The following is a 15,779-nucleotide window of genomic DNA, read 5'->3' as shown; positions in this document are numbered from 1 at the left end:
AGGCGGCGACCGTGTCCGACCGCGTCGTGGTGATCGACCGGGGCCGGGTGCTCGCCTCGGACACCCCGGAGAAGTTGATCTCCCGGTTGCCGGACCGCACGGTCGTCGCACGCACCGTCCTCGACGACGACGTGCTCACCGCACTGCCCGGGGTGGCCTCGCTCGACCGGGAGGGAGAGCTGGTCCGGATCGCCACTCGCTCCCCCGAGGCACTGTTGCGGCGACTGCTCGCCGAGGACCCCGAACTGAGCGATCTCCGGGTCGAGGGCGCGGGGCTGGAGGAGGCGGTCGTGACACCCACCTCGCGACCGCAGCGCGCGCGGCAGGAGGTGGTCCGGTGACTCGGCGACTGCTCGACGTGGAGGTTCTCGACGAGCTGCGGGCGATCTGGCGGGAACCCACCGCGCTGTTCTTCTCGATCCTGATGCCGGTCGGTTTCTTCGCCCTGTTCGTGTCGATGTTCGGTGGCTACTCGTCGGAGGAGCTGTCCGCGGGCACTCGGATGCTGGCCACCTTCGGCACCTTCGGCGTGTTGACCGTGACGTTGACGAACCCGGGCATCGGCGTGGCGCAGGACCGCCAGATCGGTTGGCTACGGGTGAAGCGGGTGCAGGCGGTGCCGTTGCCGGTGACACTGGCGGCCAAGGTGCTCGCCGCGCTGCCCTACTCGGTGGGCGTGTTGCTGGCGATGACGCTCACCGCCGCGCTGACCGGGACGTTGCAGGCCTCCGTGTTCGAGGTGCTGCGCCTGTACGGCGTTCTCGTCCTCGGCGCCGTGCCGTTCGCGCTGCTCGGCCTGGCCGCGGGATTCCAGGCCAAACCCAACACCACCACGGCGGTGCTCCACGCGATCCTGATGCCGACCGCGGTCGTCGCCGGGCTGTGGATGCCGCTGGAGATCCTGCCCGGCTTCTTCGGCACCGTCGCCTCGTCCTGCCGACCTACCACCTCGCCGGGCTGGCGACGGCCCAGTTCGACGGCGCGGCGGTCGTCGGTCACCTCGCCGTGCTCGCCGGGTGGACCGTGGTCATGGCCGGTGTGGCCGCGCTGTCCTATCGTCGTGCGAAACCATGACCACGACCTCCAGCGCACACCGCGACGAACCGACGCCCGCAACCGCACCGAGGCGGCCAGGCTCGCCCGCGAACGCGGCTGGTTCTGAACCGCGCCCACGGCCGCTCCCGTCGAAGGGAGAACCGGCCGGAAGAAAGTTCGGTGGTGATGTCGAAGTCGGCCGCTCCCGTTCGACGTCCTGGTGACGACACCGAGACATGAGGGAGCGAGCTATGAGCGTCACCACCGGGAGGACCCCGCACACCACCGAGTCCGCGACCACGACGTCACGGCGGAGCCGGACCGAGGCGAGCGTGCTCGCCGTGTTCCGGATGGTGGTGGCATTCCTCTTCGTCTGCCACGGCGTTCAGGGATTCGGCGCGTTCGGCGGCATCGACGGCGCGGGCACGGGCGTGCCGTTCGGTTCGTGGCCGGGCTGGTGGGCGAGCGTGATCGAGGTCGGCGCGGGCGGCCTGGTGCTGGCCGGGCTGTTCACACGGCCGGCGGCGCTGTTGTGCTCGGGGGCCATGGCCTACGCCTACTTCGTCGTGCACCAGCCGACAGCCCTGTTCCCGCTGGAGAACATGGGCGAGCCCGCGGCGCTGTACAGTTGGATCTTCCTGCTCCTCGCGGTCTTCGGTCCCGGCCGCTGGGCCGTGGACAACGTGAGGTCCAGGTCGGAAAACCGCCGGTGACCTCCGCCCTGGCAAGGCAGGGTCGGGGCATGGGTTTCCGGATCGTACCGATGGACACCGCGCTGGCCGACGAGGTCCGCACCACGCTACGGGCCCCCGGCTACGGACACCCGGCGTGGCGCGAGGTGCCGACCGAAGCCGCTCCGTGCCGGGTGTGCCTCGACGCCATCGAGCCGGGCAGGGAGGCGCTCATCGCGTTCACCTACGACCCCTTCCGCGAGCGCGAGGACGTTCCCCTTCCCGGCCCGGTCTTCGTCCACGAGCGGCGCTGCGAGCCCTACGCGGAACCGGGTGTCTACCCGGCGAGACTCGGCCGCAGCGGCCTGCTGCTCAACTGCTACGGCGACGGCAGGCGGCTCGTCCTGGCCCACCGGGTCGCGCACGCCGACGCCGAGCCCGCGCTCGACGAGCTGCTGGCCCGGCCCGACGTGGACTACATCCACGTGCGCAGCGCCACCGCGGGCTGCTACCTGTGTACGGCGCTGCCCGACTGAGCGGCGGTGCGGACCGGGTACGGCAGGACGGCGGAGCTCAGTCGCCGGTCGCGACCAGCGCCTCCAACCGGAGCTCCGGGTGGCGGCGCAGCAGGAGGCGCATGCTCATGTCGTCGGCGAACAACGCCAGGTCGGTGCCGTCGGCCCGGGTCAGCACCTCACTGTTGCGGCCCGCGTCCACCAGCGCGCGCTGCGCCGGGTCGGCCAACCTCCGCACCGTCGAGTACGGCAACCGGTCGAGCTTCACCGGCGAGTTGAACTCGTACTCCATGCGGTGGGCGGCGACCTCGAACTGCATCGGCCCCACCGCCGCGAACACGGGAGCGGCGTCCCCCCGCAGATCGGAGGTCAGCAACTGCACCACGCCCTCCGACGACAACTGCTCCACCCCCTTGCGGAACTGCTTGGCCTTGCTGAGGTCCGAGGGCCGCGCCACCGCGAAGTGCGCGGGCGCGAAGCTCGGCAGACCGGGGAACCGCACCGCGGGCTTCCCGGCGTACAGAGTGTCGCCGACCCGCAGCGCGGAGGCGTTGACCAGGCCGATCACGTCACCGGGATACGCGACGTCCACTGTGGAGCGTTGCTGCCCGAAGACCTGGTGGGCGTACTTCGTGGCGAACGGCCGTTTCGTGGTGGCGTTCGTGACCACCATGCCCCGTTCGAACACCCCCGAACACACCCGCGCGAACGCCACCTGGTCGCGATGCGCCGGGTCCATACCCGTCTGCACCTTGAACACGAACGCCGAGAACTCGTCGTCCAGCGGGCGGGGGTTGCCGTCGACGTCCACCCTGGGCTCGGGCCTCGGCGCCAGCTCGACCAGCAGGTCCAGCAGATGCCGAACCCCGAAGTTCAGCACCGCGGCGCCGAACAGCACCGGCGTCGCGCTGCCCCGCAGGTAGGCGGAGAGGTCGAACTCCCCACCCGACGCGGCGACGAGCTCCGCCTCCTCCGTCGCGCGGGTGAAGTCCTCCCCCAGCTCCTCCTCGGCACGCGTGGCGGGCAACCGCTGCTCCCCGGCCACCGTGGCACCGCCCGCGGTCCGCTCGAACGCCACGAACGAGCCGTCCGTGACGTCGAGGACACCGCGGAACCGGCCGGCTTCGCCGACAGGCCACGTCAACGGCATCGGGGTCAGCCCGATGCGCTCCGTGAGCTCGTCGCAGAGGGCGAGGGCCTCCCGGCCGGGGCGGTCCCACTTGTTGATGAACGTGATCACCGGGATACCGCGGTGGCGGCACACGTCGAACAGCTTCAACGTCTGCGGCTCCAGGCCCTTCGCGGCGTCCAGCAGCATCACCGCCGAGTCGACGGCCGACAACACCCGGTAGGTGTCCTCGGAGAAGTCCGCGTGACCCGGCGTGTCCAGCAGGTTCACCACCGCGTCGCGGTAGGCGAACTGCAACGCCGCCGACGTGATCGAGATGCCGCGGGCGCGCTCCATCTCCATCCAGTCGGACACCACGCCCTGTCTGCCCGCCTTCCCGTGCACGGCGCCCGCCTCGGCGATCACGCGCGCGTGCAGAGCCAACGCCTCCGTCAACGTCGACTTGCCCGCGTCGGGGTGGCTGATGACGGCGAACGACCGTCGACGGCGTGCCTGCGCCGCGACGTCGCCACCCGGAGAAGTAGCTGCGCTCGCACGAGAACTCATGCCAAGCTGTCCTGATCGGAGATGCACATACCCGGACCAGGGTACCGGCGAGGTGTCCGAGGGGTGCCGGCGAGACAGCGAGGAAGCCCTGCGATGGATGACACGTCCCGTATCGACAAGGCGCGCGGCCTGCTGTTCGGGCTCGCGCTCGGCGACTGCCTCGGCGCCCCCTTCGAAGGCAGGTCCGGGGTCACCGAGGCCGACATCATCGCCATGCAGAACGGCACCGACCTGCTCCGCCACACCGACGACACGGCGCTGGCGCTCGTGCTCGCCCGGCACCTCTCGCGCCGGCTCGGCGGCACGCCGCGAACGGCGACCGGCCGCATCGACGCCGACGTGCTCGCGCTGGAGTTCGCCGAGGCGTGGCGCGCCGAACCGTGGCGCGGCTACGGCGGCGGCGTCACCAAGTCGTTCGAGCTCATCGTGGCGGGCACAGCGTGGCGTGAGGCGATCCGCGCCGTGTTCCCCGACGGATCGTTCGGCAACGGCGGCGCGATGCGGGTCGCACCGATCGCGCTCGTGGGCGGTGACGTCCGGGAAGTCGCGGAACTCGCCCGCCGCAGTGCCGAGGTCACCCACGCCCATCCCGACGCGCTGCACGGCGCCGTGTGTCAGGCCGTGGCCGCCCACCTCGCACTCGAACTCGCCCCCACGGAGCCCGTGCGGGCCCGGGAGTTCGTGCCACCGGTGCGCCAGGCCGTGCCCTCGCCGCTGTGGGAGGACAAGCTCGACCGTGTGGTCGAACTGGCCGAGCAGGAGGCCGACCCGGCAGAGGCCGCCGCGGAGCTGGGCAACGACGTGTCCGCGCCCGCCTCGGTGCCGCTGGCCCTGCTGGCGTTCCTGCGGCACCCCGGCAGGCCGGATGCCACCCTCCGGTTCGCCATCCGCGCGGGAGGGGACACCGACACCGTCGCCGCGATGGCCGGTGCCCTCGCGGGCGCGCACAGCGGCTACACAGCGCTACCGTCCCACGCCGTGTCCCGACTCGAAGCCGCGAAGGACCTCCATCTCTACGCCGAACACCTGGCGTGACCCGCGGACATCGTGTCCGCAGTCTGTGCACACAACCTCACGGCGCGCGTGTGACCACACGGACGGGAGCTCCGGACACGCGTACGTAACCTGCGGACACGGTGCCTTCAGGCGCGGCGGGCTCGTTCCAGGTGGCGGGTGAGGCTGTCGCGGAGCATGGCCGCGAAGTCCTCAGCCGTGTCGAGGGTGGCCCGCAGTTGCGCGCAGCGACGTTCCGCTCGCTCGGTGAACTCGCGCAACCTGCGCAGTTCGTGCTCGTCGAGCGTCCCGGCGCCGTCGCCGGTCCGCTGCGCCGGATACAGGAGGTCGAGCAGCTCCTTCATCTCGTCGAGCTGGAACCCGAGGGGTTTCATCCGGCGAACGAGTGTCAGGCGCGCGACGTCCGGCTCCGTGTACAGGCGGAAGCCTCCCTGGCTGCGCGCGCTGGGGGTCACCAGTCCGACTTCCTCGTAGTAGCGGATGGTGCGCAGGGAGAGGCCCGTCCGGGCGGACACTTCACCGATGCGCATGTGCTCATCCACGTGATGAACCCTCACTTCCTCGGCCGGTGACATGATCACCGTACTCCTTTTCGATCTTGGACGCAGAATGTCTACAAAGGACCGGTAAGCGAGAACGAGAGCCGAGGAGGTCACGCAAACTTGCCCTAACGTCAGGGTAGAATTCGCTTCTGTGACACCAGAGATGTTCGAGTCCGTGGAGGCGTACAACGCCGCCCACCCCACCACCCCGTTCCCGGCGGAGCGCCACAAGAGAAGCGTCCTGCGCGGCTACCGCGCGGCCATGCGAGGTGTCACCGACGATGTCACGGGCACGGGCTCGGGCGCATCGCTCACCGTGGACTTCCTCCCGGGCGGCGCGCCGCTGCCCGACGAGGCCGACCGCGTCGGCACGGTGGTGGCCAGCAGGTGGGGCGAGGGGCCGGTACTCGTGCTCGCCGAGAACGTGTCACTGCGCGCCGCGTGGCAGGCGGTGAAGGACGCGTGGCCGACGCACCTGTCCGACGTGCGCTCGGCACTGGAGGAACTGGCCACCGCGGACGCCTGACCCCACGCCGCACGAAGACTCACCCAGCGGTCGCCGGGCAGCGTTTTCCGGGGACCACCTCAGCCCGACCGTGACGCCGCCGGTTTTCGCGGTATCCCTGTCTCATGGCACGACGACATCCGACGGCCCTTCACGACTCCGTGCGCGCCGACGCCGAGATCCTGTGGCGCTACCACGTCCTGGACCACGCTCCCCGCCGGAGCGACGTGGGTGTGGGCCTCGGCAGTCACGACCTGGGGGTGGCCGACCACACGGCGGCCCTCTACCTGGCGGGGCGGTTCCCACTCGTGGTGTTCACGGGTGCGACCGCGCCCACGACGGTGGACCACTTCCCGCGTGGGGAGGCCGTGCACTACCGGGAGCGGGCGCTCGCGCTGGGTGTCCCCGCCGACGCCGTGCTGGTGGAGCCGCGCGCCCGCAACACCGGAGAGAACGTCACCCTCACCCGGCGACTGCTCGCCGAGCGGGATGTCCCGGTGCGCACGGCGACACTGGTGTGCAAGCCGTACCAGCAGCGCAGGGCGTACGCGACCTGCCGGAAGCTGTGGCCGGAGCTGGCCGTGCGCTGTTCGGCGTCACACACGTCGCTGGACGACTACCTGGCCGCGATCGGCGATCCCGACCGCGTGGTGCACATGCTCGTTGGCGAGACCCAGCGCGTCACCGCCTACGCCGAGCGCGGGTTCACGATCGCCCAGGACGTGCCGGGCGAGGTCGACGCCGCCTACCGCCGCCTGGTCGCCGCCGGGTACACGGCGCGGCTGCTGCGTCCGGCGTGAAGCCCGCGTACGGGCGCGCACAAGGCGCGGACACGAGTGCACAGGGTGCGGACACGGTGGTCAGGCAAGGCTGTCGTACGCACACAGCGGTCGTCCCGTCACGTCGTCGCGCCACACCCGGCCACGGACACCGAACACGCTGTGGAGCAGGTCCGCGTCGACCACCTCGGCGGCGAGCCCGTCCGCGTGCACGCGGCCGTCCTTCAGCGCCACCACGCGGTCGGCGTAGCGAGCGGCCTGAGCGAGGTCGTGCAGCACGGTCACCACGGTGAGGCCGCGTTCGACGCGCAGCCGGGCCACGAGTTCGAGGACCTCGATCTGGTGGCGGACGTCGAGGTAGGTCGTCGGTTCGTCGAGGAGCAGCAACGGTGCGTCCTGGGCCAGCGCGAGAGCGAGCCGGGCCCGCTGGCGTTCGCCACCGGAGAGCCGGTCCACGGCGGTGTCGGCGAACGCCTCGACGCCGGTGTCGGCCATCGCCTTGAGAACGTGGTCGTCGTCGCCCGCGGCGAGCATCCCGAGCGGTCCGCGCGTGGCGTACCGGCCCTGGCGCACGAGCTGGCGCACGGTGAGGGCGGGCACCGTGGCCGTCGCCTGCGGCAGCATCGCCAGGGACCGGGCGACATGCCTACGCGAGCAGGACGTCAGGGGTCTGCCGTGCAACGTCACCGTGCCGGTGTCGGGCCGCAGCAGGCCCGCGAACATCCGCAGGAGGGTCGACTTGCCGCAGCCGTTGCGGCCCACCAGTGCCAGCCATTCCCCCTGCCTGACGGTCAGGTCGACGCCCCGGAGCACGGCGCGATCGCCGAAGGAGTGCGCGAGCCCGCGCGCCCGGAGCGGTTCGACGGGTGAAGTCGACGGCATCGAGGATCACTGTCCTTTCGAGGTCGTGGGCCTGCGGGCGACGCGGATCAGCACCAGCGCGCCGAGCACAGCGGTGATCGCTCCGGCGGGGAGCCCGAACTGCTGCTCGGAGGCCGAGACCCACGCCGTGACCCGCGTCGCCACCGCATCGGCCGCCGACACGGTGACCGCCCCCAGCAGTGCGCTCGCCGGGATGGTCGCGCGGTGCGCGGTGCCGACGAGGCGCCGCGCCGCGTGGGGGGCCAGCAGCCCGACGAAGGCGAGGGCGCCGACCGTCGCGATGGCCACCGAGGCGGCGAGCACCGCCACGAGCAGCGCCCCGCCCTGCCACGTACGCACCTCCACTCCGACCACGGCAGCGTGGTCGGAGCCCACCGCGAGGACGTCGAGCACGCCCGCGATCGCGACCGCCGCCACCGACACCGCGAGCAGCCACGGCCAGAGCAGGTGCCAGTGCACCCAGCCCCGGCCGGTCAGCGACCCGATCAACCACTGGGTGAGGGCGCCCGCGAGCTGCGGTCGCGCGGTGAGCAGCACGAGCGTGGCCCCGGAGAGCACGGCCGACACCAGCACGCCGACGACCACCAACCGGTGTTCGTCCCGCGCGGCACGGGCGGCGACGAGCCACAACAGGCCGCCACCGACGACGCCGCCCACGATCGCCCACACCGCGAGCCCGGCAGGTCCCCGCTCCGCCCCCGCGGCTCCGAGCACGGTGGCCGCGACGGCGCCGAGCACCGCGCCGGAGCCGATGCCCGTCACCTCGGGCGAGGCCAGCGGGTTACGCAGCACGGCCTGGAGCACGCACCCCGCGACACCGAGGCACGCGCCGGCTGCCAGGGCCACCAACACGCGCGGGAGGCGCAGTTCCGTCACGATGCGCCGGGTCAGGTCGTCGCCGCCACCGACGAGCGCGGCGAGGCTGTCGGCGCCGGAAGTCCCCGTGGTGAGGTGCAGCAGCACCACGAGCGGCAGCAGACCCAGCAGGGCGGCCCACACCGCGAACGAGCGGGCCGTCACGTCCTGGTCCTCCCCGGGGTCCGGCGGTGTCCCGCCGCCAGCACCGCTCCGCCTCCCACGCCCACCACCGCGGTGAGCCCGCCGACGGGCAGTTCGACGGGATACAGCACGGTCCGGGCCACGAGGTCCGCCACCACGACCACGAACGCGCCCGCCACCACCGACCAGCCCAACCACACTCGCGGGTCCGCCTCCGGACGCAACCCGCGGGCGAGGTGCGGCGCGAGGAAACCCACCCACGCCACCGGCCCGCACACCGACACGACCGCAGCCACCAGCGCGCACGCGACCGCGAGCACGGCGCCGCGGGCCCGCCCGGTCGACAGTCCGAGGACCGTGGCGGTGTCGTCACCGAGCCGCAGCACCCCGAGCGCGGGCAGCACCAGCACCGCCAACGGCAGGGCCAGCACCACACCGGGCAGCGCCGTCGCCACGGTCTCCCAGGTCGTGCCTGTCAACGAGCCCAGCAGGTAGCGCACGAGAACTCCCTGCTCGCGCGAGTCCGACAGCGCCACTCCGGACAGCAGCACAGCCGTGAGGGCGGCGCTGACGGCCGCGCCGACGAGCAACACGGCAGCGGGCCCCACCGCACCACGAGCCGCGAGCAGCGTGAGCCCGCCGCCCACCAGAGCACCCCCGAGCGCGGGCACCAGCGGCGCGCCGGGAACGGCGACCGAGAACACGACGGTCAACGCCACGGAGGCCGCGGCGCCGGTCGACACCCCGAGCAGCTCGGGCACGGCCAGCGGGTTGCGCAGCGATTCCTGGAGCAGCAGACCCGCCGCCCCGAGCACCGCACCGGCGAACAGCCCCAGCAACACGCGAGGCGCGCGCAGTTCCACGACCACGACCCGCTCCAGCGAGTCGGCGCCGACGAGGACGTCGAGCAGCCGGGTCGGCGCGACGACCGGTTCACCGAGACACATCGCGGCCACGAGCACGCCGAGGGCCCCGCCGACACCGACGACCAGTGCGAGAGAGCGCGGGAGTCGCGCCGTCACGCGGCCGGCACCGCGTCGAGGGCCTGCTCGACGACGGCCGCGAGTCCGCGAGTGCCCCTGGCCTTGCCCCACAGCGCCGCGTCCATCTCGTGGACGGCACCCGCCTCGACGGCCGGGATCCGCCGCCACACGGGGTTGTCCGCGAGCTGCGTGGACAGCGGCTCGTCGTGGTCGGAGAACAGCAGGGAGTAGACGAACACCACCTCGGGAGCCCGCGCGAGCAGCTCCTCCACGCTGTAGTTCGACGCCGTCTCCGCGTCGGAGCCGCGCGCGGGGAACGGGTAGTGGAACAGATGGTCCAGAAGGTCACCCTTCAGCGACGCGGTCGTGTCCACGCCGATGGCGTCCACGCTGCCGTACACCAGCACCGCGGTGCGTTCCGAACGGCCGTCGCGGTGCGTGGTCGTGGCGGCGTCGGCCAGCATCCCGCGGAACCGCTCCTCCTCCGCCACGGCCTGCTCCACCCGTCCGGTGAGCGCGCCCAGCGCGCGCAGGTACCCCACGGACTCCTGCCAGGTGGCCGGTTCGGTGAGCCACAGCGGGGCGAACTCCTCCACCGTCTGCGCGAGGCCGTCGTGCACACCGGACAGTCCGATGACAAGATCCGGCTCCAGCGCGGCGATGCTCTCGACGTCCTCGTTGCCGAACGTTCCCGCGACCACGGGCACCGCCTCACCCTCCGCGCCCAGCAACGCCGGGCTGGTGAGCACGTCCGGGTTGCTCGTGCCGGCCGGGGTCATCCCCAACGCCACCACGATGTCGTCACAGAGTCCGCTGAGGCAGACGATGCGTTCCGGAGGCTCCTCCAAGGTCACCGTCCGGCCACGCGGGTCCGTGACCGTCAGCGACGGTGCGAGCGGCGCCACAGTGCGCTCGACGTGCGGAGGGGGGCGATGCCGCCCACCCTCGTCCGCCGGAGTCGGCGCGCAGGCGGCGGCAGCGAGGGGAAGTACGGTCAGCGCGACGACGCCGCGACGTCCGAGCACGGATTGTCCTTTCGACGGTGGGACGAACGATGGGTTCGTGAGCGCAGCGCGGGACTGCACCACGCGATCACGACGCCGACCGCGAGCAACACCGACCCCGCGACCAGTCCGCCGCGCACGCCCGCACCCGTGACGGCCACGGACCCGGCGAGGGCGGCCCCGACGGGGTGGCCGACGCCCCACGCGAGCATGCGTCCGGTGGTGTTCACCCTGGCCTGCATGGCGTCGGGACTGAGCTGCGCCCGGTAGGTGACGGCGTTGACGACCACCACGCTGTGCGAGAGTCCCCAGCACGTCACCGACACCACGGCCACGATCCAGTGCGGGGACAGCGCTGTCACCAGCGAGCACGCCAGGGAGCACGGCAGCACGGCGAGCGCGACTCGCGCGTGTCCGTACCTCCCTGTGAGCCGCGGCGTCACCTGCCCGGCGACCACGCCGCCGAGACCCCAGCACGTGAACAGCGCCGCGAGCCGGACATCACCCGACGGTGCGATGCCGAGCGCGTGGTCGGCGAACGGGACGAGCAGGGCCACCCACGCCCCGCCCGCAGCGGAATGTGTGGCTCCCACGAGGGTCAGCACGCGCACGACCGGATGCCGGAAGACGAATCGGAGCCCCGCGCGGACATCGGCCGCCACGTCACCGACCCAGGGTCTCCATCGACGCCCCGTCGACTCCGCCGAGGGCGGGCCGCTCGCCGGCTCCGCCGACAGTGGCTCGATCGTCGGCTCCGCCGACAGTGGCTCGGTCGTCGGCTCCGCCGACAGTGGCCGCACGACAGCCCGCAACAACAGCGCCGAGGCGACCGCGAACACGGCGTTCAGTGCCAGCAGGGGCGCGGGCGCCAGCACCGCGACGGCCAGTCCCACGAGCGGCGGCACGGTGATCTCGGTGATCGCCGTGGCGGAGAAGACGGTGGAGTACGCGGTGGTCAGTCTCCTCCGGCCGACCAAAGTGGCCAGTGCGCCGAACCCGGCGGCGTCACCGAAGACGAACAGCGACTGCACGGCGAAGCCCACGACGAGTACGTGAACCGCAGTCAACCCGCCCAGCCACCAGGCGAGCGCGAGACTGGCCAGCAGAGCCGCCGCCGCCAGATCGACACCGATGAGCACGGCGCGACGGGGCGCCCGGTCGGCGACGGCGCCCGCCACCAGCCCGAAGACCAGGTACGGCAGCGCCTCCGCCACCGCGACCGCCGAGGTCCACCCCGCCGATCCGGTCAGCCGGTAGGTGAGGACGGGCAGGACGACGACGCAGACCAGCCCGCCCGCCACCGTGACGACCCTGGCCGCGACGTACCGGCGGAAGTCGGCACACAGGCCGGGGTCCGACCACGCCGGTGAGGATGCCGCGGTGCCGACCGCCGTGTTAAGCACATGAAAATCATTACCATTTCAAGGCTCGCGGACAACCCCGCGATCTGTGGCGTGGGCCACTTGAATGAAAACGATTCTCGTTGCCGACCTCAGTACACGATGTCGAACCGCACCATCAGGTTCTCGATGGCGTGCTTGGTCTGCTCCACCGTCTGAGCGGACAGCTCCAACTGGGTCAGCACGCTCTCGCTGTAGCCGCCCACCTCGTCGTACGCGCCCGTGCCGCCGAGGCTGTTCTGCAGCAGCTCCGAAAGGCCCGACGCCATCGACAGCGCGTGCTGGATGGCGTTGTGGATGTTCGTGCAGTTCTCCACGCCCTGATAGAGCTGCGCCAACGTCTCCTCGTGCGTCGCCATGTCGTCACCCTGTTCGTCACGTTGTCCGCTCATCCCACCCGGCACCTCAGCACACCCGAGCGTCGCCGGGGCCGGGATGAGCGCGCACCGTTATCGGATCACGACTTCAGACCCGCCACCTTGGCCAGGAGTTCCACCGACCGGAGCCGCTGGGTCACGGAGGGCGACTGGTGTGCGGTGATGAGTTCGTCGGCGTCGGCGTGCGCGGCGAAGTCGTCCAGGAACTCCTTGACCTTCTCCGGCGTGCCAACGGCCGTGTACCTGACCATGTTGAGCAGCTGCGCACCTTGCGGGGAGGCCAGCACCATGTCCGCCTCCTCGTCGGTGAACGTGCGGCCCCGGCCCAGCAGCATGCTCACGCGCTGACGCTTCATGGTGAGGAACTGCTCCTGCGCGGACTCCTCGTCGTCGGCCGCGATCACGTTGACGCCCGCGATGACGTACGGCTCGGCGAGCTGTTCGGAGGGCTGGAACTGCTCCCGGTACACCGCCACGGCCTGCCGCAGGGCGTCGGGCGCGAAGTGCGACGCGAACGCGTAGGGCAGCCCGAGCGCGGCGGCGAGCTGCGCCCCGAACAGCGAGGAACCGAGGATGTAGAGCGGCACGTTCGTGCCCTTGCCCGGTATGGCGTCGACGCCGGGGATCAGCGACTCGCCACGCAGGTAACCCGCGAGCTCCTGCACGTCCTGCGGGAACGAGTCGGCCGACGTCGGGTCGCGGCGCAGCGCGCGCAGGGTCTTCTGGTCGGTGCCCGGTGCGCGACCGAGGCCGAGGTCGATGCGGCCCGGGTGCAACGTCTCCAGCGTCCCGAACTGCTCGGCGATCGTGAGCGGTGAGTGGTTGGGCAGCATGACACCGCCCGCACCGAGCCGGATGCTGTCCGTGTGCGCGGCGACGTGGGCGATCACCACGCTGGTGGCCGACGACGCGATCGAGGGGAAGTTGTGGTGTTCGGCGTACCAGACGCGGCGGTACCCGGTCTCCTCGGCGCGGCGCGCCAGCGCCACACTCGCCTCGAGGGCCTGCCTCGGCGTCTCTTCCCCGCCGAACGTGGCGAGGTCGAGGATCGAGTAGTTGACGGTCACGGGAAATCCCTTTCGACACGGCGAGGCGGAGCACTTGCTCCGCTCCACTCTACTGACGCCGGAGCGCCCGCTCCTCTTCCCGCGGCGACCTACGATGAGAGCCATGACTCAGCAGGTCGGCACGCCACGGCGCCGCGACGCCCTCAGCAACCGCGCGGCGATCCTGCGAGCCGCCGCCGCCGCGTTCTCGAAACGCGGTCGGGCCGTCGACGTCAGGGAAATCGCCCGCTGCGCCGGTGTCGGCATGGGCACCCTGTACCGGCACTTCCCCTCCAAGGACGCGCTCATCGAGACCCTGGTCGCCGAGAGTTACGCGCACTGGGTGGAGGCGGCGCGGCGCTCGGCCCGCACCCGCCCGAACGCGTGGGAGGCGCTGGCCGCGTTCATCGCCGACGCCCTCACCTATCAGCGGCGTGACCGCGCGCTGCTGGAGAACCTCGCCGCCACCACCGACTCCGCCGGCCTTTCCGGGTGCCGGAAGTACCTGGGCCCCCTGGTGGCGGAGCTCGTCGCCGCCGCCCACGCCGAGGGGGCCCTCCGCGCGGGTGTCGGCCCCGACGACGTACTCGGCCTGCTCGCCGCGCTCGGCAGGCTGGTGGAACTCGACCTTCCGGCCGACACCGTGTCCCGCTGCCTCGACATCGCGCTCGCCGGGCTGCGGCACGGCCCCGCCCTGGACGCGTGATCAGCCGACCGGCGGGGTACACCGGCAGCAGCACCGGCAACGAGGACAGGTGAGAACCATCTCCGGCATCGTCGCCGCACACGGCCCCTTCGACCCGCTCGAAGGCATGCGCATGCTCGACCGGCTCGCCCATCGCGGCCCCGACGGGCAGGGCAGCCGCGCACTCGACCATGCCTGGCTCGGTCACCGCAGGCTCGCCGTCGTGGACCTGGAAGGCGGTGCGCAGCCACTCCACGACCCGGCGGGCAGGTACTGGCTCGTCGGGGACGGGGAGATCTACAACCACGAGCGGCTGCGCACCGAACTCGAAGGCCGCGGCCACGTCTTCCGCACCCGCGCCGACCAGGAGAGCGCCCTGCACCTCATCGAGGCGGACGGGCCCGCGGCGCTGTCCCGGCTGTGGGGCATGTTCGCGTTCGCCGGTGCCGAGGTCGACGGGCGCTTCTTCGCCGCCCGCGACACGATGGGCATCGCGCCGCTGTACTGGGCCAGGCACGACGGCACGGCGATCTTCGCCAGCGAACTCAAGGCCTTCGACCCGCACCGCCGTCCCGACGTCGAGCCGTTCCCGCCCGGCCACGTCTGGACCCCCGAGGACGGGTTGACACCGTTTCGGGTGCTCACCGACACCACCCCTACCGCCGCGCCCGGCGACTCCGGTGCCGACCCACCGGAGGAGGTGCTCGCCGCCGTCCGCGACACGTTGATCAGGGCGGTGGAGCGGTTCCTCGCCGCCGACGTGGGCGTCGGCGCCCTGCTCTCCGGTGGGCTCGACTCCAGCATCGTCACCGCCATCGCCGCGAGGCACGCCCACCGCACGGGGCGGCGCTTTCCCACGTTCTCCGTGGGCCTTGCGGGCAGCGCCGACCTCGTGGCCGCCCGCGAGGTCGCCGACGCCCTGGGCACCGACCACCACGAGCGCGTCTACACCGACGACGAACTCATCGACTGGGTGCCCGAAGTGATCAGAGTGATCGAGTCGTTCGACCCCTCGCTCGTCCACAGCTCCGTGCCCAACCTGCTGGTGTCGAAGCTCGCGGCCCGCACGGTGAAGGTCGTCCTCATCGGTGAGGGCGCCGACGAACTCTTCGCGGGCTACGGCTACTACAGCGAGATCGACAGCGACACCGAGCTGCACGAGGAACTGCTCTCCACCCTCCAGGGCCTCCACATCGGTGGCCTGCAACGGGTCGACCGTGTCGCGGGCGCCACGGGCCTCGAACCGAGGACCCCGTTCCTCGACCTCGACGTGGTCGAACTCGCTCTGAGCCTGCCCGCCCGCTGGAAGCTCAGCGGTGACCGCGCCGAGAAGTGGTTGCTGCGCAAGGCGTTCGAGGGCTGGTTGCCCGAGCACCTGCTGTGGCGGCCGAAACAGCAGTTCGGTCAGGGCACCGGCGCGAGAGACGTCCTCGGCGAGTACTACGCGTCCACTGTGTCCGCCGACGAGTTCGAGGCGGAACGCGGCGAGCTCGATCCGCCGCTGCGCTCCCGCGAGGAACTCGCCTACTACCGCCTGTTCCAGCGCGAGCTCACGGGTGTCGACCCCAAGCACCTCATCGGCCGCTTCGCCGGCTGGTGAGGTGCCGCGCACGACTCCGACGCTTCGAACGGCCCGCTCGTCGCGTGGGGAACTGTCACGGCACCGC

General features: G+C 71.8%; 18 protein-coding genes. 9 read left to right on the top strand and 9 right to left on the bottom strand.

All coding sequences use genetic code 11. From position 1 onward, the window contains the following. Positions 1-11 precede the first annotated feature (11 nt). The 4 genes from SACCYDRAFT_RS26730 to SACCYDRAFT_RS01420 all read left to right on the top strand — a co-directional run bounded on the left by SACCYDRAFT_RS26730 (position 12) and on the right by SACCYDRAFT_RS01420 (position 2,242). Entirely contained in the window at positions 12-341 is a 330-nt protein-coding gene (locus SACCYDRAFT_RS26730) for an ATP-binding cassette domain-containing protein (RefSeq protein ID WP_232283762.1), read from the top strand. Beyond that, positions 338-1,162 (top strand): ABC transporter permease, encoded by an 825-nt coding sequence (locus SACCYDRAFT_RS01430; RefSeq protein WP_005452928.1) that lies wholly within the window; start codon positions 338-340, stop codon positions 1,160-1,162. The genes SACCYDRAFT_RS26730 and SACCYDRAFT_RS01430 overlap by 4 nt, the downstream gene beginning before the upstream one ends. Positions 1,163-1,286: 124 nt before the next feature. Further along, the gene (locus tag SACCYDRAFT_RS01425) at positions 1,287-1,748 is read left to right on the top strand and encodes a DoxX family protein (protein ID WP_005452927.1); all 462 of its coding nucleotides are present in this window, start codon (positions 1,287-1,289) and stop codon (positions 1,746-1,748) included. A gap of 29 nt (positions 1,749-1,777) precedes the next feature. After that, positions 1,778-2,242, top strand: a complete 465-nt coding sequence (locus SACCYDRAFT_RS01420; protein WP_005452926.1) for a DUF1203 domain-containing protein — start codon at positions 1,778-1,780, stop codon at positions 2,240-2,242. A 37-nt stretch (positions 2,243-2,279) separates the two neighbouring features. On the opposite strand, the gene SACCYDRAFT_RS01415 is transcribed toward SACCYDRAFT_RS01420, so the two are convergent. After that, complete coding sequence (locus tag SACCYDRAFT_RS01415; RefSeq protein WP_005452925.1) at positions 2,280-3,896, bottom strand: peptide chain release factor 3; 1,617 nt, start codon at positions 3,894-3,896, stop codon at positions 2,280-2,282. Between the two features lie 93 nt (positions 3,897-3,989). On the opposite strand from SACCYDRAFT_RS01415, the gene SACCYDRAFT_RS01410 reads away from it, so the two are divergent. Further along, positions 3,990-4,931 (top strand): ADP-ribosylglycohydrolase family protein, encoded by a 942-nt coding sequence (locus SACCYDRAFT_RS01410; protein ID WP_005452924.1) that lies wholly within the window; start codon positions 3,990-3,992, stop codon positions 4,929-4,931. Positions 4,932-5,038: 107 nt separating this feature from the next. On the opposite strand, the gene SACCYDRAFT_RS01405 is transcribed toward SACCYDRAFT_RS01410, so the two are convergent. Continuing rightward, positions 5,039-5,485: a MerR family transcriptional regulator gene (locus SACCYDRAFT_RS01405; protein WP_005452922.1), complete on the bottom strand. Its 447-nt coding sequence runs from the start codon at positions 5,483-5,485 to the stop codon at positions 5,039-5,041. 118 nt (positions 5,486-5,603) lie between these two features. On the opposite strand from SACCYDRAFT_RS01405, the gene SACCYDRAFT_RS01400 reads away from it, so the two are divergent. Together SACCYDRAFT_RS01400 and SACCYDRAFT_RS01395 are read left to right on the top strand one after the other, a co-directional pair. Then, complete coding sequence (locus tag SACCYDRAFT_RS01400) at positions 5,604-5,978, top strand: hypothetical protein (protein ID WP_043536048.1); 375 nt, start codon at positions 5,604-5,606, stop codon at positions 5,976-5,978. Positions 5,979-6,082: 104 nt separating this feature from the next. After that, a complete protein-coding gene (locus SACCYDRAFT_RS01395; RefSeq protein ID WP_043536046.1) occupies positions 6,083-6,757 on the top strand; it encodes a YdcF family protein in 675 nt (224 codons plus the stop codon). 60 nt (positions 6,758-6,817) lie between these two features. On the opposite strand, the gene SACCYDRAFT_RS01390 is transcribed toward SACCYDRAFT_RS01395, so the two are convergent. From SACCYDRAFT_RS01390 to SACCYDRAFT_RS01360, 7 genes are all read right to left on the bottom strand, one after another. Continuing rightward, positions 6,818-7,618 carry an ABC transporter ATP-binding protein gene (locus SACCYDRAFT_RS01390; RefSeq protein WP_005452909.1) on the bottom strand — a complete coding sequence of 267 codons (801 nt, stop codon included), beginning with the start codon at positions 7,616-7,618 and terminating at the stop codon, positions 6,818-6,820. A 6-nt stretch (positions 7,619-7,624) separates the two neighbouring features. Then, on the bottom strand, positions 7,625-8,638 hold the full coding sequence (locus tag SACCYDRAFT_RS01385; protein WP_005452907.1) for a FecCD family ABC transporter permease: 1,014 nt from the start codon (positions 8,636-8,638) through the stop codon (positions 7,625-7,627). Next, on the bottom strand, positions 8,635-9,639 hold the full coding sequence (locus SACCYDRAFT_RS01380) for a FecCD family ABC transporter permease (protein WP_005452905.1): 1,005 nt from the start codon (positions 9,637-9,639) through the stop codon (positions 8,635-8,637). Before SACCYDRAFT_RS01380 ends, SACCYDRAFT_RS01385 begins: the two co-directional genes overlap by 4 nt. Next, entirely contained in the window at positions 9,636-10,625 is a 990-nt protein-coding gene (locus tag SACCYDRAFT_RS01375) for an ABC transporter substrate-binding protein (protein WP_005452903.1), read from the bottom strand. Before SACCYDRAFT_RS01375 ends, SACCYDRAFT_RS01380 begins: the two co-directional genes overlap by 4 nt. Then, positions 10,595-12,007 carry an MFS transporter gene (locus SACCYDRAFT_RS01370; protein ID WP_005452901.1) on the bottom strand — a complete coding sequence of 471 codons (1,413 nt, stop codon included), beginning with the start codon at positions 12,005-12,007 and terminating at the stop codon, positions 10,595-10,597. The genes SACCYDRAFT_RS01375 and SACCYDRAFT_RS01370 overlap by 31 nt, the downstream gene beginning before the upstream one ends. Positions 12,008-12,096: 89 nt before the next feature. Beyond that, positions 12,097-12,396, bottom strand: coding sequence for a hypothetical protein (locus tag SACCYDRAFT_RS01365; protein WP_232283761.1), 300 nt, complete (start codon positions 12,394-12,396; stop codon positions 12,097-12,099). Between the two features lie 65 nt (positions 12,397-12,461). Continuing rightward, complete coding sequence (locus SACCYDRAFT_RS01360) at positions 12,462-13,448, bottom strand: LLM class flavin-dependent oxidoreductase (RefSeq protein ID WP_005452894.1); 987 nt, start codon at positions 13,446-13,448, stop codon at positions 12,462-12,464. Between the two features lie 103 nt (positions 13,449-13,551). On the opposite strand from SACCYDRAFT_RS01360, the gene SACCYDRAFT_RS01355 reads away from it, so the two are divergent. Both SACCYDRAFT_RS01355 and asnB read left to right on the top strand, forming a co-directional pair. After that, a complete protein-coding gene (locus SACCYDRAFT_RS01355) occupies positions 13,552-14,133 on the top strand; it encodes a TetR/AcrR family transcriptional regulator (RefSeq protein ID WP_043536044.1) in 582 nt (193 codons plus the stop codon). A 49-nt stretch (positions 14,134-14,182) separates the two neighbouring features. After that, positions 14,183-15,712 (top strand): asparagine synthase (glutamine-hydrolyzing), encoded by a 1,530-nt coding sequence (asnB, locus tag SACCYDRAFT_RS01350; RefSeq protein WP_005452881.1) that lies wholly within the window; start codon positions 14,183-14,185, stop codon positions 15,710-15,712. Positions 15,713-15,779 lie beyond the last annotated feature (67 nt).

This window comes from Saccharomonospora cyanea NA-134, from assembly GCF_000244975.1.
Taxonomy (GTDB): domain Bacteria; phylum Actinomycetota; class Actinomycetes; order Mycobacteriales; family Pseudonocardiaceae; genus Saccharomonospora; species Saccharomonospora cyanea.
This window is presented reverse-complemented; position numbering and strand designations above follow the sequence as displayed.